16 protein-coding genes are annotated in these 18,430 nt (G+C 42.8%); 6 read left to right on the top strand and 10 right to left on the bottom strand.

Annotated features, from left to right (window positions below; all coding sequences use genetic code 11):
* Window positions 1-250 precede the first annotated feature (250 nt).
* On the top strand, window positions 251-883 hold the full coding sequence (locus KHN78_RS15130) for a thiol:disulfide interchange protein DsbA/DsbL (RefSeq protein ID WP_211916847.1): 633 nt from the start codon (window positions 251-253) through the stop codon (window positions 881-883).
* Window positions 884-897: 14 nt separating this feature from the next.
* Window positions 898-1,371: an FKBP-type peptidyl-prolyl cis-trans isomerase gene (locus KHN78_RS15125; protein ID WP_211916845.1), complete on the top strand. Its 474-nt coding sequence runs from the start codon at window positions 898-900 to the stop codon at window positions 1,369-1,371.
* 94 nt (window positions 1,372-1,465) lie between these two features.
* Here the strand turns inward: KHN78_RS15125 and KHN78_RS15120 are convergent, their stop codons facing one another.
* The 6 genes from KHN78_RS15120 to KHN78_RS15095 form a co-directional block, all read right to left on the bottom strand.
* Window positions 1,466-2,359 carry a hypothetical protein gene (locus KHN78_RS15120; protein WP_223917808.1) on the bottom strand — a complete coding sequence of 298 codons (894 nt, stop codon included), beginning with the start codon at window positions 2,357-2,359 and terminating at the stop codon, window positions 1,466-1,468.
* A 46-nt stretch (window positions 2,360-2,405) separates the two neighbouring features.
* A complete protein-coding gene (locus tag KHN78_RS15115) occupies window positions 2,406-4,796 on the bottom strand; it encodes a pilus assembly protein PapC (protein ID WP_211916843.1) in 2,391 nt (796 codons plus the stop codon).
* A 30-nt stretch (window positions 4,797-4,826) separates the two neighbouring features.
* Window positions 4,827-5,411, bottom strand: a complete 585-nt coding sequence (locus KHN78_RS15110) for a fimbria/pilus periplasmic chaperone (protein ID WP_211916841.1) — start codon at window positions 5,409-5,411, stop codon at window positions 4,827-4,829.
* Window positions 5,412-5,532: 121 nt separating this feature from the next.
* A complete protein-coding gene (locus tag KHN78_RS15105; RefSeq protein WP_211916839.1) occupies window positions 5,533-6,045 on the bottom strand; it encodes a hypothetical protein in 513 nt (170 codons plus the stop codon).
* A gap of 173 nt (window positions 6,046-6,218) precedes the next feature.
* Window positions 6,219-6,851, bottom strand: coding sequence for a helix-turn-helix transcriptional regulator (locus tag KHN78_RS15100; protein WP_128813106.1), 633 nt, complete (start codon window positions 6,849-6,851; stop codon window positions 6,219-6,221).
* A 313-nt stretch (window positions 6,852-7,164) separates the two neighbouring features.
* A complete protein-coding gene (locus tag KHN78_RS15095) occupies window positions 7,165-7,764 on the bottom strand; it encodes a beta-phosphoglucomutase family hydrolase (protein ID WP_211916837.1) in 600 nt (199 codons plus the stop codon).
* A gap of 76 nt (window positions 7,765-7,840) precedes the next feature.
* Here KHN78_RS15095 and arfB point away from each other — a divergent pair, with 76 nt between their 5' ends.
* The gene (gene arfB, locus KHN78_RS15090) at window positions 7,841-8,254 is read left to right on the top strand and encodes an alternative ribosome rescue aminoacyl-tRNA hydrolase ArfB (RefSeq protein ID WP_211916835.1); all 414 of its coding nucleotides are present in this window, start codon (window positions 7,841-7,843) and stop codon (window positions 8,252-8,254) included.
* A 69-nt stretch (window positions 8,255-8,323) separates the two neighbouring features.
* Complete coding sequence (locus KHN78_RS15085) at window positions 8,324-10,093, top strand: methyl-accepting chemotaxis protein (RefSeq protein ID WP_211916833.1); 1,770 nt, start codon at window positions 8,324-8,326, stop codon at window positions 10,091-10,093.
* A gap of 197 nt (window positions 10,094-10,290) precedes the next feature.
* On the opposite strand, the gene vmeZ is transcribed toward KHN78_RS15085, so the two are convergent.
* Together vmeZ and vmeY are read right to left on the bottom strand one after the other, a co-directional pair.
* Complete coding sequence (gene vmeZ, locus KHN78_RS15080) at window positions 10,291-13,443, bottom strand: multidrug efflux RND transporter permease subunit VmeZ (protein ID WP_211916831.1); 3,153 nt, start codon at window positions 13,441-13,443, stop codon at window positions 10,291-10,293.
* A gap of 8 nt (window positions 13,444-13,451) precedes the next feature.
* Window positions 13,452-14,579 (bottom strand): multidrug efflux RND transporter periplasmic adaptor subunit VmeY, encoded by a 1,128-nt coding sequence (gene vmeY, locus KHN78_RS15075; RefSeq protein WP_211916828.1) that lies wholly within the window; start codon window positions 14,577-14,579, stop codon window positions 13,452-13,454.
* Between the two features lie 402 nt (window positions 14,580-14,981).
* Between vmeY and KHN78_RS15070 the strand changes: the two genes are divergently transcribed.
* Window positions 14,982-15,440 (top strand): dCMP deaminase family protein, encoded by a 459-nt coding sequence (locus tag KHN78_RS15070; RefSeq protein ID WP_128813112.1) that lies wholly within the window; start codon window positions 14,982-14,984, stop codon window positions 15,438-15,440.
* An 88-nt stretch (window positions 15,441-15,528) separates the two neighbouring features.
* Here the strand turns inward: KHN78_RS15070 and pepT are convergent, their stop codons facing one another.
* Both pepT and KHN78_RS15060 read right to left on the bottom strand, forming a co-directional pair.
* The gene (gene pepT, locus KHN78_RS15065) at window positions 15,529-16,758 is read right to left on the bottom strand and encodes a peptidase T (RefSeq protein WP_211916826.1); all 1,230 of its coding nucleotides are present in this window, start codon (window positions 16,756-16,758) and stop codon (window positions 15,529-15,531) included.
* A gap of 163 nt (window positions 16,759-16,921) precedes the next feature.
* Window positions 16,922-17,782 (bottom strand): DUF6279 family lipoprotein, encoded by an 861-nt coding sequence (locus KHN78_RS15060; protein WP_211916824.1) that lies wholly within the window; start codon window positions 17,780-17,782, stop codon window positions 16,922-16,924.
* 457 nt (window positions 17,783-18,239) lie between these two features.
* Here KHN78_RS15060 and KHN78_RS15055 point away from each other — a divergent pair, with 457 nt between their 5' ends.
* Window positions 18,240-18,413, top strand: coding sequence for an RNA helicase (locus tag KHN78_RS15055; RefSeq protein ID WP_128813114.1), 174 nt, complete (start codon window positions 18,240-18,242; stop codon window positions 18,411-18,413).
* Window positions 18,414-18,430 lie beyond the last annotated feature (17 nt).

The following is an 18,430-nucleotide window of genomic DNA, read 5'->3' as shown; positions in this document are numbered from 1 at the left end:
GATCTAACGGCCAACACAATGTCACTTAAGTACTGATTTAAGCACTAATCATGCCAATTAATGTAAAGCATACTGTCTATGAGTTAAGCATAGCTAAGTCAGCTTAGGTGAAATATCACTCTAAAGCCTTAATATGTTGTCTAAACTTTCCTCTATTTGGTTACTTAAATGTAACAAGCCTTTTTAAAGGTTTTCGTTAGGTACGTTAACCGATAAACTAGGTATAAACTTTATATTCAGAGCGTTATTTATGTTCAAATCCATTTTAAAAGGTTGTGTCCTTATTGCCGCTACTATCGCCCTGTCTGCGTGTGACAACGGCAATTCTCAGCCACAACAAGGTAAACAATACGAGGTCTTGCCTGTATCTCTTCAAGAGTACAACGTTGCTCCCCTTACAGAAGCTTTCTCATTTAATTGTGGCCATTGTCGTTCAATGGAAGAGTTTGTACCTAAAATCGAATCTTTAACTGACCAAAAAGTAGAGAAACTGCACGTAACCTTTAATGAAAGCGCTCAAGTTAGTGCGATTATTTTTTATACAGCAGTCATGCAACTGGATGGCACGCCAGATAAAGCATTTATGGCCGACTTATTTGCCGCGGTTCAAATGGGTTCAGATGCGACAGAAGAAGAGCGTTTGGCCGCAGTGAATAACGCATTTAGTTCACGTAATCTTAAAAGCCCATACCAGCTAGAAAAAGATCAACAAACGAAGTTATTCGATTACCTCGACAAAGCGGAACAAATCACGACTAAAGGCCAAATCAACTCGGTACCTGCTTTCATCGTGAACGGTAAATACCAAGTGATTACTGGTGGTCATGACACGGTAGAAGCAATGGCAGACACCATTAATTATCTGCTAACACAACCAAAATAAGACAAGGAGTAATTGTGTCTAAATTTCTGTTTCCTATCATTATTTTTATTCTTGCGGGCTTTTTCATTTACCGTACTTGGACAAATCACAAAGTCGCAGATGAAAACTTTTCAAAAGGCCAACAATTCTTACTAGAAAACGGTAAAAAAGAGGGCGTAGTCACCACAGAAAGCGGTCTCCAATACTTGGTGTTAGAAAAAGGGACTGGTGATGTACACCCTACGGCAACGAGCAAAGTGAAAGTTCATTACCACGGCACACTGATCGATGGCACAGTTTTCGATAGCTCTGTAAATCGCGGTGAGCCAATCACTTTTGGCTTAAACCAAGTGATTAAAGGTTGGCAAGAAGGCCTGCAATACATGGTTGTTGGCGAGAAAATTCGTCTATTCGTTCCAAGCACACTGGGCTACGGAAAAAATGGCACAGGCCCAATCCCACCAGCAAGCGTACTGATCTTTGATGTGGAACTGTTGGATATCCAATAAACGTTGAGAAGTCCAAAGAAAAACGCCGCATCAATTGCGGCGTTTTTTGTTGTCAGCTTATATAGCGCAATGATTTACTGCCGTTGTACAGGTCCTAGTAGGCGATCAAACTTATCGTCATCTCATCTTCATACTGGCCCGCAGCAGCACCAGGCACCGCTTGGTTTTGAAAGGCCATATTGAATCGAGTCTGTTTACCTTTTCGTGTATTTAGTATCATCGGCGTATCCAGCTCTAGTTTTCGACCTTGCAAAAACGTCGAGTATGGAATTTTATGACTCGCTTTTTGAGTGTTCACCAAATGCCCATTGTTTATTGAATCTACTTCCAATCGAACTGTCGCGTTACTCAATACATAAACGTCTATCTTGCGTGTGTTCTGTTTAGTTAGATTGCCCATATCAACCGACACGCTTGTTCCCGAGACAGAAATCCAGGCATTATTAGGCGCTTCTATGCGGGCTCGAACAAATGCAGGTAAAGTGTAATCTAATGATTGAAAATGATTACGTTCAGAGGTGAGATCACCATTAGCAATGAATTCAAAATCACCTTTGTAAAAACCTGGATCCATGACTTTTCCCTGAGGAACATGAATCCAAAATGGCACTCTTTGCGAACCACGAACTGGTAAAACAAAATTACCGCTCGCATTTCGATTTAAGCTTTTCTTTTGTTCATTAAGCACAGTCGAAGTGACTTTTCCGTTTGGCCCATTGAGTACATGCTGCCAGCCATTTTTCGCGCTGATCTCAACATGCCGAACACACGTGATGAGATCTCTATCTAATGTAACATGTCCTTGAAACCAAAGAGCGTTAGGCTTGCTCGCTAATGGTTTTTGAGGCGTATTGTCGATCTCAACGCTATACGTTCCATCACAACTCTTATCAGGGTTTGGTTCAGCATTCACAAAGCCAGAAAAGCTCAATGCAATTGCTGAAATCACTGAGGCAATGGCATAAATGTTCATTCTACTTTTCATCATATCTCCCCCATCTATATTCCTAAACAAAGCTCGAATCTTCACCTTGCTATTTAGCTAATACAGATAACTTTCCGAGATTAATCAAACTCTCTTTAGAAGCAGGAATCGTCACGCTGATTGCTGGTATTCCGCTCTGAGAAATTTCCATTCGATATGTGCCAGGACGAACACCTTGAATATAGAAACGTCCTTGCTTATTCGTAAAGAAAGCGACGTCTAATTCCTCAAGAATCATTCGACCTTGAACATAGGCTAAAGGTTCACCATCGCCATCTTCAATAAATCCTGTTGCCGTATAAAATGCATCAGACCCAATATTTAAAATATGCCCTGTCGCTGAACCTGGAGATACCTCAATCTTACCGGTACCCCAGTCATACCCCAAAGGCGCATCTTCAACGTTATAATCCATCGCGTTACGAACAAACGGTTGAGAGACAGAAACAATACCATTGAACTGCGATGTGGCATTCGCCGTTGCTTTACCCTCCGAGTTTACGTCAAGGTTCGCGGTGGCTCCTTCCAGGCTTGAATGCACATTTGCCAAAACAAATGGCCCAGAGGTCACTCTTCCCCAGCCCCACTGACCATCAACCATTCCAACGGCGGTCGCTAATCGTACCGACCCTTGATACTGTTCATCATTACTCGAACGGAGCTTGTTACGAGAAACTTCGACTTCGGTTCTTAATCTGCTCGCGGTATAACTCATTTGCGCTTGTTGATTATCAATGTTCTTGTCCCTCTCTGCATCGACTCGAACACCGACATCCCCAACGTAGTTATTTGCCTCATTACTAAAATAGGCTCGACTACGCTCATCCTTGCTGTTGTAAGATAAACCTAAACGATTCGAGCTGTCTGTTGAATACCAGTTATATTCAAACGTAAACAAAAACCGCGTGTCACCATTCTCATATTGAGACGATTCTTCATATTCAGAGCCCACACCGATAGTGATTCCCCCACGACGCCAATTGAATAGTCCCGTACCACGCTTTTCGCTACTGTCTTCTTCTGTTACCCCATAACGGCCAGATAAAGATAAGTCGAGTTCACTGGTGATTTGCCAAAAGTAACTGGCTAGGATTTGAGTATGATCACTGTCTGGTTCGGATTCACCCCAAGGTTTACTGTTAAAATTATCGGAGCGCTCGATGGCAAGTCTCAAGTTAGGAGCCTGACTGTCACCACTGCCTATGATACTGTTCTCATAATCTAGTGAGGCAATCCATCCATCGCCATAATCAGAGCCACCACTCCACGAGTACCTGCCCGTCACATTTCCTACTGGCGTTCTAACGGTTGACAACGCACCCAACACCACACCATCATCCGCAACCAATCCGTTGCCGCCAATGGTTAACCAGTCGATCAGACCGTACTCAAGGTACCCTGTTCCGATCCAAGCATCCTCATAACCAACCGCTCGATCACCATATTCAATCGGGCGACCAAAGGAGACTGAATAGTCAACAAGCCCTTTTTCTAATAATGTGGCGTTATAAAATTGGGTAAACTGCAGCACTTCTTGTTTACCGGAGACATAGTTGACCACGACAGTAATATCATTGGCACCGTTATCTAAGATTAAGTTTTGTAAGTTATAACGCCCTGGATCTAACCGTCCTCCCGAAACTCTTTCACCGTTGACATACAGTTCAACTTCAGCAGACTCGAGTAATACCAATTGTTGACTACTTTGAGGGCTAATTTCTCTATCGGGTTGCAAGTCAGAGTAACGACTGCCTATTGAGATCCCACCAAGTGACAAGCTATACAGGTGACCGGATTCACCGCTCAGTACATCCCCTGCAGAAAAGCGCACCGGGACATTTGGTCGATCATGAAAAGCGACCCACTCACCTCGATAAAACTCTGTACTTTCTTCTGTTGCTTCAAGGTAATTCGCTAAAAGGAAATTTACGCCCTCGGCTCCACCGATATTTGCTTGAGATAGCCAATCTAAAGAGGAGTTCCAACTTTCACTGTCATCTTCCCAATAGTGATTGTAGGTGAGATTAAAGCTATTTAACCAACTTACATAGCCACTTTCCGTTGGTTTAAAAAGCGGGTAACCTGATGATAAATTGATATTTCTTTCATTGATAATTTCAGAGTCTAAGCTCGCTTGCAGGATCAATAACTCAGGGTTAAGTGTTATATCTACCCCTTTCGTCTTCAATGCTTCAACAGTGACAAAGTCCACCCCATTTTTTGGCGTATTTTCCTGCCACCACTTCGCGGTGATTCGTTCACCTAATACGCTATTCAATCCAGAGATAGAAACGCCAACCAGTGACATGCCATTAATTTCAACTGGCAAGTCTCCAAGTTGTGTCTCTCCATAGACCAAAGGAAGGGAGAGTCTATAAACACTCCCCCAAGCCGAAATGGAGAATAAAATCGTAATGACAATAAATACTGACCGCCACATAATCGACCTACGTTATTGAAAGGTGTGACGTTATTGAGTAAGAAGAGACTCTGCGTTGACTTTCACTTGCTGGTTTGGAACCAGATACTGCATTGGAAGCACCGATTCTAATTGCTCCCAATTCCAAACTTTCTTTTGACCATTCCATTCAACTGAGTAACTGTGTTTACTCAACTCGATGATACTTGTTCCGGTATTACTGATTAATAATTCAGGCGTATTGTCGCTATTCGTTTTCACCACACTAGTAAAGTCATCTTTTGCGCTTTGAGGTGAGACAAACACCAATGCCCCAATTCGAAATAGCATTTGAATCGCATCTTTCTCTGACTCGGATTTGAGTGGTAATTGCGTCACGATCAAACGATAAGACTCGGCGAACTGCTTCGGTGCACCAATGTATTGCACTTTAATTGTTTGGGACTTGCCTGGTGGAATTAAAATCTGAGGTGGAAAAACCATTAGGTCCTCAGTCTCAAGCAGAGTCTCTTCATTATTAAATTGGACACTACGTTTGCTGGTTGTTATCTCTAGTGGCAAAGGAACCAAAGATGTATTGGTCACTTTAAAAAACGTTGAAGTACCTCGGCCGAGATCATCAACACCTTGCACCATTGGGAAAAGCTCAAAAGCAACACTTGGATTGGCATTAAGATAATGGAGATAACGAGCAGTCTCATGATTCTCATACAGCACCTCAGATTGGGGAGACTGCTCTCCCCAATACCTTTAACGATTACATGTGGAATAGTGATACATACATTGCACCGTTGTATTCACCCCAGCGTGCGCCCGCTTGAGGGTTAGATTCAATTGTCAGTGTATGTTCACGGTTCATTTTCTTATTAATCTTATTACTAATCTTAACTTCTTTAACAATACGGGCATCTACTGTAGATACGCCTTTTTTCTTCGTTGATGTTGTTCCTTTAAAGGTGTACTTCATTGGGATTTCGTCGCCATTTGAATTCACGAAATCAAATGGGTCAACATACATTGTGCCTTTGTTACCGTACGAGTTACACCATGCTTTAAATTTGAAAGTGTGAGTATCTTTATCCTGAGCAAGGTCAAACGTAAGCTCTTTCATACTATTGTCAGCTACCATTTCACAACGTTGTGGAACTTCGCCTTTAAATTTCACATAAAAGTCAGCACGACCATCATCAGAACCTACGGTCCAATCATTTGCTACTGCACCTGCTGAAAATAGCACTGCCATTGCTGCGATACTTGCTAAACGTTTCATAATTGTTCTCCTTTACATTCGTTCCATCGGCTTCAGCCAAAGCTTAAATAAAATCTACGCTTTAAATTTAAGCGAATTTTCATTTTTGCCCATCAGTCAGGTGACTAAAGAAGCGAGGAAAAAAGGATGAGGAAAGAACATCTAAATAGTAAGTTTGAACTAGATCAAAAATATTACTCAATCATGAGTGAACTAAGCTGTGCTCGACTCTGTTTTCCTGTTTTTGATAAAATATGTGATACATGTGTTTTTACTGTACTGAGGCTAACATTAAGCTGCTCAGCAATTTCTTTATTAGAAAATCCCTGTACTAAGTACATAAAGACTTTTTGTTCTTTACTAGAAAGTTCGTACTTCAAGCCTAATACTTCCATCGAGCATGAACCTTGAATTTGATTACGAACAATATTTCTCAAAGAGTGAGACATGTCTTCTCGACTAAACCACAACTGACCAGAAGCGACCATTCTTACGGCTTTGTGTAATCGTTCAAAGGTAAAATCTGATTCCAGAATGCCGCACCACCCTAGAGATATCAATGCCTGCGCACCTTCAGAATCGATTTGCGTTGCGTTAGCGAGAATCCACCCACCGTTGCGAGACATGGGCGACACTAAATGAATAGATGGGTTTCCAAGCGTTTGTCTATCATAGATAACGATGTCATCGCTATGAAGACTCCATAAGCTATTTACGCTATTGTTAATAACAAATGAGTACTGTTTAAATGAATGCGATAAACCCGCAATAACAAGATTCGACCACTCCGTGTCTGTGGATACAACATAAACTTTATTCGTAACCATCAACCTTCCTTGTAATTTGAAAGAACAAAGGAATATAGACTATAACGAACGAGCGTTATTAATACTTTACTACTATCGAATTTTTTTTAGAATTATTTGCAATAGTGTGATCTAGCCTATCTTACGCGTAAGGATAGCCATCCTAGACCCAAATTACGTCAACTTCTTACATCAAGCACTATCCCTTTTTATATACCGTTATTTACAATTACGAATATAAAAAGCAGCAAATATAAAATTAAAAAAAGTGCCGTATTATTCACACGACACTTTATTGATAATTTTAAAATTCACGATATTGTAATGAATACGTCTACAGTGGATAGAGCACTAATTTTCCATTTTCAACCATAATACAATCCATACCCGCTGCATTAGCCGCTTGTTTACCTAATTCAGTATCTTCAAATACGACGCATTGCTCTGCACTCAAGCCTATTTGTTCAGCAGCCATTAAAAAGGTATCAGGAGATGGTTTATGGTTTTCTACATCACTGGCTGTCACTAGAGCATCTAATTTACGTAAAAGTCCAGCCTTAGCAAGTAAACGCAATGCCGTATCTCTTTGGCTTCCCGTACCTACTGCAATCTTTTTACTGCCAAGAAACTCATTTAACACATTGCCAGTACAAGGAATGATCTCTCCGTGGTGCTCCATTTCAGAGAACGTGTCCATTTTGTAACGTGACACCGTTTTCGGATCAAGAGACAGTCCATGTTCACGATTGACTTCGGTAACAATTCTAAAGCTTGGCATACCGCCAAGACTATGCAGCCAATTTTGATTAAAAGGAAAATTGAAACGCTCTGCTGTTGCATGCCATGCAGCCAAATGTGCAGGCATGGTATCAATTAACGTCCCATCCATATCAAAAATCAGGCCTTTATAGGGACTAAAATCTATCGTATTCATGTCTATTCTTCTATTTATTCAGTTCTGATGGTAATTTAGCAGCCATCGCAACAATCCTTATTGGCACTTAGTACCTATGCTCAAAATCTCGAACTCCGTCACAATTCAAGATTGGGAAATACAATTAACGCCTATCCGAGCTCAAGGAAATGGTGGACAAAACGTTAATAAGGTATCGTCTGCGATACATTTGCGCTTTGACATACATCATTCCACACTGCCGGAATTCTATAAAGAGCGTCTACTTGCACTTTCTGATAGCAGAATTACCAAAGATGGCGTGATCATTATTAAAGCACAACAGTTCAGGACACAAGAGCAAAACAAGGAAGACGCGCTCATTCGCTTACAAGCGCTAATCCAATTTGCCATCCGACAAGAAAAAGCACGCATAAAAACAAAACCAACGCGCGCTTCACAACGTCGCAGACTTGATAATAAAACTAAGCACGCGACAAAAAAACAGCAACGCCAAAAGCCGCTGTATTAGCAAACGTCAGAGCTAGTCATTGGATTCCTTATTGGGATCTCATCTCAGTCAATTATTCAGGACGCACTTATGACTATTAGGAAAAAGCTCTACTTCTTGGGAGCGATCGCTATCTTTGGCATCGTTGCCCTGTTGGGTACATCCTCACATTTTGCCAATCAAAGCCAAGAGCTAAACCATGCCATCAAGCTTGTTGGTGATTTAGAAATTCGTCTCTTAAATTTACGCCGCAATGAAAAAGACTTTTTGCTGCGCGGTGACGATAAGTACCTCGGAAAATTTGACGATAATGTCGACAAATTTCTTACCATTGAAAATGAATTAGCCGGCATACTCAATCATTATGAACTCCCTTCTAGTCGTCAATTCAAGCAAGACCTCGTTGCCTACCAAGTAGGTTTTCAAAACCTTGTTGCTGCCTATCAGCATTATGGCCTCGATAGCAAAAGTGGCCTTCAACGAGATTATGAGCAAGCCCTATCGCATGCGATAGACAATGCCAACCAGCAGCAACTACTAGCACTGGATAAGTTTGATGAACAAACAAAAGCCGGTTATGCGGATGAGAACCTAATCGAAAGCCTGAATGCACCAGCTTTGATAGCGCATGGAAAACAACTTGCCGCGCAGAAACAGCTTATTGGCATTTCATATAAGAAAGGCTTATTGGGTGAGACTCGTTCGCTTTCCCACACGGTTGAAGAACAATTTAAGTCGTTTTCTGATGCACTAAACACCGCAGCTAACGCACGCGATAAACAAAATACACTTGTTAAGCAAGGAATCACCGGAACCGTATTGCTCACTATCTTTGCTCTCATCACGCAGATCTCTCGTTCAATTAACCAAAGAGTGACGAGTTTACTGATCACCATTAAGACGATCAGCGAAAGCAACAATATGGGGCTACGTGCGGAACTAGAAGGTAAAGATGAACTGGTAGATATTGGTCACCACTTAAATGACCTATTGAATAAACTTGAGAACCTTATTCACGATACACAAGAGAAGTCATCACAACTTTCAGCGAGTACAGATAATATGCACCGTGAACTTGAGGGAGTAATGGTGCAATTTCACACGCAAGCTGATCACACATCCTCGATGGCAACGGCTGTACAACAAATGGTAGCGACCATCGGTGAGATTTCTGAAAGTACCTCTGTCGCAGTTGAAGGGGTACACCAAGCGGCAAACAACGCAGAACAAGGTCGTGCGGTTGTAGAGACCACCGTAACCAATGTGAGTCAGTTAACTGGCATTCTATCAAACAGCCAGCAATCCATTGGTTCTTTGAACGAGCATGTCGACAAGATTGGTGGGGCGGTAAACATCATCCAAGAGATTGCTGAACAAACCAACCTACTTGCATTAAACGCAGCCATTGAAGCCGCTCGAGCTGGTGAGCAAGGTCGAGGTTTTGCCGTAGTGGCTGATGAAGTTCGAGCTCTGGCAAGCAGAACCCATCAATCAACAGAAGAGATCACGCGCGTGGTGTCCGACATTCAATCACAAATGTCGATGGTCGTGTCTGATATTGACCAATGTAACAATCAAGGCCAACAAACGTTAGATGCATCTGAAAAGCTAGATGCGAGTTTGCAACAAATCATTGCTGACATGCAGACTATTCAGGGCAATTCTGAACGCATCGCCTCTGCAATTGAAGAACAAGGCATTGTGATGAATCAAGTGAGCGATTCTATTACTGAGTTAAACGTCATTTCAGAAGGCAATATGCACTCTGCTCAAGAGTGTTTACAAGAGGTGAATGCGGTCTCTGCGCAGGCTCATCAAATGGATGATGCGGTCGCTGAGTTCAAAACTCGCGACGTGTAGAACAAGTATTCACCATCGCTCAGCACCAATACAAACCTCTGAGCCCAAGTAGATAAAAGCCCGAAGCTATTATGCTTCGGGCTTTCCTTTATCTTAGGCAATACCTTTACTTAGCCAATATTTATCACTAACAAGCAGTATTTATCTCTAAAAACAGTACCTATCGTAAAAGCGATATAACACCAATAAACTGGCATTTATTCGTCATCAAGAGGAATCAGTTTCGTGCTGCCGCCATGAATTTTTTCACGCTGTCTTTGAACCAATGCATAGAAGCCTGGTATCAAGAAAGTACCCGCTAAAAGCACACACAATAAGCCGCCAATCAAAGAGATACCTAATGAGTTTTGACTGACGTGACCTGCACCGGCAGCAAAAATCAATGGGAAGATACCCAAGATGAATGACCAAGAAGTCATGTTTACCGCACGGAAACGAAGTCTACCGCCCTGTACTGCCGCACTATCAATATCAACCTCTTTCTCTTCACGCTCTTGTTTAGCGAACTCCACAATTAGGATTGCGTTTTTCGCCGCGAGCGCGATGAGTAGCACGAGACCTATCTGCGCATACAAGTTAAGCGGAGTACCTGTTAGATTCAGTGCGAGGAATGAGCCTAACGTTGCCACTGGTACAACAAGAATAATCGCGAGAGGAATACTCCAACTCTCATACTGCGCGACCATAAACAAGTAGATGAAGATCAGCGCCAATGCAAACGCATAAATAGCTTGGTTACCTGCTAACACCTCTTGGTAAGCCATGCCTGTCCACTCATAGGTGTAGCCCTGCGGTAGCACTTCTGCTGCAACTCGTTCCATTGCAGCGATCGCATCACCACTTGAGTATCCCGGGGCTGGCTGACCCTGGATGATTGCACTGCGATACATGTTGTAACGCCACGCAACATCCGGTTCGAACACTTGCTCATAACTCACTAGCGTGCTTAGTGGCACCATCTCGCCGCCAGAAGAACGAACGTGGAAACGCTCAAGATCTTCCATGCTGCTGCGGTGCTCACTGTCTGCTTGCATCGTTACTCGGAAGTTCTTACCAAACATAGTGAAGTCATTCACATACAGCGAACCAAGGTTACCCTGTAGCGTTTGGAAGATCGACGACAATGGAATACCAAGCTGTTGTGCTTTTTCACGATCGATGTCGACATAGTAGTGAGGCACATTTGCACGGAACGTACTGAATGTATAGGCAATTTCTGGTGCTTGGTTAGCGGCCTGGATCATTTCTCCCATCACCATTGACAGATCAGTACGGCTGCGACCTAACGTATCTTCTAATACAAATTCAAAGCCTGATGCTGCACCCATACCCGGAACTGCAGGTGGTCCCATAGCAAAGACGATTGCTTGTGGCAACTCCATTGCAGCACGACCATTGATACGGTTCGCAATTGCGTTAGCAGAGTGTTCCCCCGATAAACCATTACGCGTGTCCCAGTCATGAAGCTTAATAAACAAAGACGCGCCATTGGATGCCGCTGCACCTGTCATGAATGAGTAACCATTGGCAACTGTAACGCCATCGACACCCGGCTCTTGCTCAACCATCTTCATCAAGTCATTCGTCACTTCCTCTGTACGAGAAAGCGATGCAGAGTCTGGAAGTTGAACGTTAACTAACAGAATGCCTTTATCTTCTTGAGGTACAAACGCCGTTGACGTCGTCTTTGCAAAAAACGCAACGGCTGCCACCGCAACGAAGAAGAACGTGATCAGCAGTAACGACTTCTTCACCAAGAAACCCGCGATTTGACCATAGCGAGTTGTCACGCGCTCAAGGCCACGGTTAAACGCTTGGAACCAGTTCGCAGTATTACCACCACCTTGCTTCAACACCAGTGAACATAAGGCAGGAGAAAGCGTTAACGCGTTAATCGACGAGATCACGACCGAGATACAGATCGTCAATGCGAACTGACGATACATAATCCCCGTAATACCCGGCAGCATGGCAACTGGCAAGAATACCGCGAGAAGAACCAAGGTCGACGTAATGATTGGACCGGTTACTTCCTTCATCGCCAACAACGTCGCTTTTCGCGGTGAAATCGTCGGATCTTTTGCCATTGTGGTATCGACGTTTTCGATAACCAAAATTGCATCATCTACAACAATACCGATGGCTAAGATCAAGCCAAACAAAGTCACCGTGTTTATGGTAAATCCGGTTGCCTGCATGATCGCAAACGTACCAATCAAAGACACCGGAATCGCAACCACTGGGATCAAAGTGGCACGCGCGCTACCAAGGAACAAATACGTCACGGCAATAACCAGTAAAATCGCCTCAATCAGCGTCTTCACTACTCCCTTAATCGACTCAGCAACGAAGACCGTCGTATCGTAACTGGTTTCGTAGGCCATTCCCTCTGGGAAGTTGACGCTCAAGCGATCAAGTAAATCCATCACCGCTTGGCCACTTTCTAGTGCGTTCGCATCAGATTGAAGTGAGAGCGCTACGATCGAAGCATCTTGACCACGGAACTTACCGTTGCCGTCGTAGAACTTCTTACCAAGCTCGACACGAGCCACATCTTTCAAGTACACCGTAGAGCCATCTGAATTCGCACGAAGAACCACATCTTCGAACTCACTGACACTCTCTAGACGACCTTTAGTCACCAAGTTGAACTGGACTTCTTGTGGATTATTGTATGGCGCAGCACCAACACGGCCCGCCGCTACCTGAACGTTTTGCTCCGCCAATGCCGCATAGACATCTGTTGTCGTTAAGTTTAGATTGGCCATTTTTTCAGGGTCCAACCAAACTCGCATTGCGTATTCACCACCACCGATAACGTTAACTTCACTGATGCCTTTCACACGAGCAAGCTGATCTTTCACATTAAGATTGATGTAGTTAATCAAGAACTTGTCGTCGTACTTACCATCTGGTGAATAAAAGTTCAGTACCATCAACAAATCAGGCGAGCGCTTTTTCACCGTGACACCGACCATGCGCACTTCTTGAGGCAGTTTCGACTCAATCTGCGATACTCGGTTTTGTACGTTCACCTGAGCCATATCAGGGTCTGTACCAACATCAAAGGTCACGTTTAGGCTGTAAGAACCATCGTTCGCACTCTTTGAAGACATGTAGATCATATCCTCAACGCCGTTTACAGAGGTTTCTATGGGGTCGGCTATCGCCTGTTCAACTACCTCAGCACTTGCGCCCGTATAGAATGCCGTCACACTCACTGATGGAGGACTAATTTTGGGATATTCTGCTACTGGTAAGATCGCGAGAGAGATGGCACCAGCCAACGTCAAAATAATCGAGATAACCAGAGCAAACTTTGGTCTTTGGATAAAGAAACGACTTAACATTCCGCCTCCTACTGTTTATCTTCAGCAGGCGCTTGAACACGCACTTCTACACCATTTCTTACACGTTGCAAACCTTGTGTAATAACGGTATCACCCGGCTCTAAACCTTCCGTGATAATGATGCCCTGCTCTACTTGTGCACCAAGTGACACATTTCTTCGCTCTGCGATATTGCCCTCCGTCATGATCATAACGAAGTTACCCTCAAGGTCGGTTTGTACTGCACGGCGGGGAACCACTGTCACATCTTGTGCATTTTTATCACGCAGGTTTACTTTGATGTGCTGACCCGGTAAAAGCTGCTGCTCAGGGTTAGGCACCAATGCACGCATCGCTATCGTACCGGTTTGGGTGTTGATTCGATTTCCTAAAAAATCCAACTTGCCAAGATGTTGGTAATATTCACCATTTTCAAGCTCTAACTGAACTTCGACACCATTGGACTCAGTACTTCCATCGCCCTTTATGCGATCCATTCCGAGTGAGAGGCGTTCGCGTTCACTGACACTAAATGATGTATGAACAGGGTCCAAACTCACCAATGTGGTTAAAACACCGGAAGACGGTGAAACAAGATCACCAGTACTCACTTTACTATCACTAATTCGTCCACTAAATGGCGCTCGAATTTGCGTATAAGAAAGATTGACTTCGGCAAGTTTCAATTGAGCATTTGCAGCCTCGAGCTCCGCGCGTCCACCTAATAGCGTTGCGGTAAGTGCGTCAAATTCAGATTGAGAAATACTACCACGTGGTAATAGATTCTTCCCTCGCTCATGGTCAAGTTCTGCTTTCTTCAATGCGGCTTTTGCTTGGGCTAACGCTGCTTTAGCACTTGCCACTTGCGCTTCAAAAGACGAGGGCTCTATTGAGTACAATAGTTGCCCTTCTTCAACCATTTGCCCTTCTTCAAAATGACGAGCTTCAAGATAGCCTGAGATTTGAGCAGTAATATTGGTGTCTTCGACTGCGCCAATACGACCAATGTATGACTTACTAGGTTGATAATCGATGATTGCGACATCCTGAGTCACAACAAGAGGCGCTTGACCTCCCTTTTGAGCATTGGTTGCTTCTCCGCATCCTGCGAGGATAGCCGTAGCCGCCATGAATGCGACAAGTGGTTTCTTTTGCATGTATATACCGTCTTTATAGAACAGGATTTATTAAAAAATACCCTAACCTTACCGTGTGCTTTGTCCGAAAACTTCAAGGTAAACAAAGGAAAGTGTTTCAAAGTGTAATATGATGAAACCACTCGCAAATATTGCGTAAATACAGATGAATTAATGATGATTGACCGAAAAATTAATAATGAAAACATGAAAATTATCATTGTTATGAATGCTTTTTTTAAGAGATTGATGGAACCGATATTGGTCAATAAGGCCTCTTTTATCTCTGCAATTATTCTGCGTTAATTTAGCTAAAACAGATTAAAACTCTCGCTTAAACACGTGAATAAACAATTTGCCTATTCTTTTAAAAAAAATGCGTTATGATGCAAATCATTTACAGCTTTCGACCGAGAGGAAAATATGACTTCTAAATGGGCGAAACGTTTTAACCAAATGGCAGAATTGGTTGCGTCTTGGAGCAAAGACCCATCAACTCAAGTTGGCGCGGTAATTACCAAGCAAAACCGTATTGTATCTGTTGGTTTTAACGGTTATCCACATGGCGTATCAGACAGTGTCGATACAGATGAGCGCGAACTCAAGTACCTAAAAACACTGCATGCGGAAGAGAACGCGATTTTGTTCTCGAAGCGTGATTTAGATGGATGTGATATTTGGGTAACACATTTTCCATGCCCAAACTGTGCAGCCAAAATCATTCAAACGGGAATATCAAGAGTTCATTGCCCAGAGCAAAGTGAAGATTTTTTATCTCGTTGGGGTGACAAAATTCAAGTTAGCCAAGATATGTTTGATCAAGCAGGTGTTGAAGTCGATTGGCTACCTATTGATGAATTGAAAGATCAAAACGCTCGCTAGCATTCGCTTTGTGATCTTCGCAAGGCGATAACAGCAAGTAAGAAAATAGCCCTAAAAAGGGCTATTTTTGTTTAGATTGAATGATGGATTAACGGTATTTATGTGCCGTCAACTCTGCAATTTTCACAATAACTTGAACTGACTTTTCCATCATTTCAACAGAAATAAATTCATGAATCCCATGGAAATTGTAGCCACCAGTAAAGATATTTGGGCAAGGTAAGCCCATAAACGACAATCGAGCCCCATCCGTACCTCCGCGAATTGGCTTGATAATCGGCTCAACATCACACTGCTCCATCGCACATTTCGCCAAATCGATAATATGGGGATATGGCTCGACCATTTCGCGCATATTGTAGTAACTGTCACTCAACTTCAACTCTACCGAGCCGTGCTTAAGATCTGCATTCATTTCATCAACCAACTTCTGCATGAATGCTTTACGACTCTCTAAACCCTCGCGGTCAAAGTCGCGAATGATGTAACCAAGCTCACTGTAAGCCACGCCTAACTCACCAGATTTAAGATGGAAAAAGCCCTCGTAGCCCTCTGTGGTTTCTGGTGTTTGGTCTTGAGGCATTTGTACTTGGAATTTTGCAGCTAAATTCATTGCATTTACGAGCTTTCCTTTCGCCGTTCCTGGATGAACACTAACGCCATGGAAAATAACATCAGCGCTTGCCGCATTGAAGTTTTCGTACTCAAGTTCACCCTGCGGCCCACCGTCAACGGTATAGGCCCACTGCGCACCAAATTTTTCTACATCGAACAGATCTGCACCACGGCCAATCTCTTCATCTGGCGTAAACCCAATGCAAATATCTCCATGCGGTATCTCTGGGTTTTCAATTAACATCGCTACAGCAGAAAGAATCTCAGCAATGCCTGCCTTGTTATCCGCACCAAGAAGCGTTGTGCCATCTGTCGTGATAAGGTTGTGTCCGTGAAGCTCATGCAAATCTGGGTATTGAACAGGAGAAAGCACTTCCTCACCTAACCCTAAAGCAATATCACCACCTTGATAGTCTTCAATAAACTGTGGGTTTACGTCTTTTCCGGAGGCATCTGGTGCAGTATCCATGTGTGCAATAAAGCCAATAGCAGGCACCGCATAATCGACATTAGACGGCAGTTTCGCCATCAGGTAACCATTATCACTCAACGTTACCTGACTTAAGCCTAGCTCAATCATTTCTTTTTTTAAGAACTCTGCAAATACACGCTGTCCTTTGCTACTAGGGCATGCCATTTCATGGGGATTAGATTGAGTGTCGAACGTGACATAGCGAAGAAATCGTTCTACTAAATGCTTCATAATTATTCTCATTACTTTGGGTGAAAGCGTAAACACGCCTCTTATTTAGAACGCGAGTCGCCTATCCAACATGGTTCGACGAATCATGTTACGCTCCTAGAGCAATAAGAATTTGCTTTGAATCATTTTTTTATTGAAAAGCAAAGAAAGGATGAGCTCCCTTTCAATTTGCGAGCTCTTCCGCCAATACTCGCCACTCCCTCACTTTGTGTTGGAAATGACGCCACTGTTTATCAGACATAGATTGTGCTATCTCGACGGTAAATTGGTCAGTAAGTCGCATATTCTGCTCAATATTTTTACTAAGTTGGTCACTATAATAGCTGTCCGGTTCAAAAAGAAGCTGCATAAATGATTGTTGGTAAAGCCTATTATTTGACTTATTGTCAAAAAGGGCGACCAATTCTTGATGAATGGTAGAGCGGTAGTCTCGCCAATATTCACTATTAATTACCACTTGCCCCGCTAGCAATTTTGCCCGTGCTTTTTGCTCTTTTGTAACGCTGCCAATCCAATCTTCCATCCATTCTTCGGTGTTTTCAAAGATCATCCCTCTAATTTCTTCATCAGACTTACCTAAGTATTTCTCATTACGTTCTTGGTAGCGCTCCTGTACATTATCAAGGAACTCTTTCTCCTGCTTTTCCGTAAGCAACATACTTAATGAAAACAACTCCGGAGCCGCTTTAGCAACTAGCCGCTCATAATGCGCTCTAATCTTTTCCCGATTTTGTTCGAGTGCTTCTATCGTGATGTCTTTCTCTTGTAAGTTTTCTAACTCTTTCAAGTGGCTGATATAATTAGGAAGTTCTTCTTTTTTGTGCCAATCCGCCAACAGCAACACACGTTCTTCTAATAGTGACTCTTGCTCACCATCAAGAGAAACATAATTATCCAAATACTCAATCACAACCCAATCAATATTGCTGTAAAGCAACTTCTTCGCACAGCCGCCAAGTAGTATGAGTATCAGAACCAAGAAACTGAGACGAAATACTCTGTTTGTGCCAATGTTAAACTTCATGACTCGCCATACTCCATGTTACAAATTTCACTTTACTCTCATTGCCTACCCGCAATGTTACCTATCAAAAATGGCGTCTATCAACAATGGCCCACGCTTACTACTTTGGGTTTATTACTACTTTGAGTTTATTGCCACTTTCAACTTGGTTTCCCCAATTCTATGGCTACCTTGCTACTTTAAGCTTTTTCTACTCAGTGACTTTACTCACTTAGCTAAGTTGGTTTGCCCTTTGCTCGATTCATTACTCAATTATTGCGGCAAACTTACGCCTAGCTGGCAATATCCGATTGCCGCTCTTATAGTATATAGAGTCTTAAATTAACTTTTTGATCACAACCATTCGCAAAAAGGTGAGTAACAACGCATTTTTTGACGACAAATCGAACAAAACACCATTCCATAAATGGTATAAAAATTGCATATTTGACATCAGGATAGTTTATGGAGGCGTAGCATGGCTGCTGCTGAGCAACTAGATACCAGTGTGGAATACGAGATTCTCTATTTCGAACAGGGAAAAATGCACAGTATGAAAGTCGTCGCGGAAAATAAAAAAGCGGCACATCAATACTTTTTGGCGTGTGGCAAATACAACAGTGATTTGTATTCAATCCGCCCTGACAATTAAAAAAACCGCCGATTGGC

Origin of the sequence: Vibrio sp. B1REV9, from assembly GCF_905175395.2 — a bacterium.
Classification (GTDB): Bacteria; Pseudomonadota; Gammaproteobacteria; order Enterobacterales; family Vibrionaceae; genus Vibrio; species Vibrio alfacsensis.
The sequence above is the reverse complement of the archived record's forward strand: the minus strand, read 5'-3'. Positions and strand labels throughout refer to the sequence as shown.

Coding starts and splice junctions, on each gene's coding strand:
- vmeZ (WP_211916831.1), bottom strand. CDS start 13,443: ATGTTAAGTCGTTTCTTTATCCAAAGACCAAAGTTTGCTCTGGTTATC.
- arfB (WP_211916835.1), top strand. CDS start 7,841: ATGCTCAAAATCTCGAACTCCGTCACAATTCAAGATTGGGAAATACAA.
- KHN78_RS15095 (WP_211916837.1), bottom strand. CDS start 7,764: ATGAATACGATAGATTTTAGTCCCTATAAAGGCCTGATTTTTGATATG.
- KHN78_RS15055 (WP_128813114.1), top strand. CDS start 18,240: ATGGCTGCTGCTGAGCAACTAGATACCAGTGTGGAATACGAGATTCTC.
- KHN78_RS15060 (WP_211916824.1), bottom strand. CDS start 17,782: ATGAAGTTTAACATTGGCACAAACAGAGTATTTCGTCTCAGTTTCTTG.
- KHN78_RS15100 (WP_128813106.1), bottom strand. CDS start 6,851: ATGGTTACGAATAAAGTTTATGTTGTATCCACAGACACGGAGTGGTCG.
- KHN78_RS15070 (WP_128813112.1), top strand. CDS start 14,982: ATGACTTCTAAATGGGCGAAACGTTTTAACCAAATGGCAGAATTGGTT.
- KHN78_RS15130 (WP_211916847.1), top strand. CDS start 251: ATGTTCAAATCCATTTTAAAAGGTTGTGTCCTTATTGCCGCTACTATC.
- KHN78_RS15110 (WP_211916841.1), bottom strand. CDS start 5,411: ATGGTGCAAGGTGTTGATGATCTCGGCCGAGGTACTTCAACGTTTTTT.
- vmeY (WP_211916828.1), bottom strand. CDS start 14,579: ATGCAAAAGAAACCACTTGTCGCATTCATGGCGGCTACGGCTATCCTC.
- KHN78_RS15120 (WP_223917808.1), bottom strand. CDS start 2,359: ATGATGAAAAGTAGAATGAACATTTATGCCATTGCCTCAGTGATTTCA.
- pepT (WP_211916826.1), bottom strand. CDS start 16,758: ATGAAGCATTTAGTAGAACGATTTCTTCGCTATGTCACGTTCGACACT.
- KHN78_RS15115 (WP_211916843.1), bottom strand. CDS start 4,796: ATGTGGCGGTCAGTATTTATTGTCATTACGATTTTATTCTCCATTTCG.
- KHN78_RS15085 (WP_211916833.1), top strand. CDS start 8,324: ATGACTATTAGGAAAAAGCTCTACTTCTTGGGAGCGATCGCTATCTTT.
- KHN78_RS15105 (WP_211916839.1), bottom strand. CDS start 6,045: ATGAAACGTTTAGCAAGTATCGCAGCAATGGCAGTGCTATTTTCAGCA.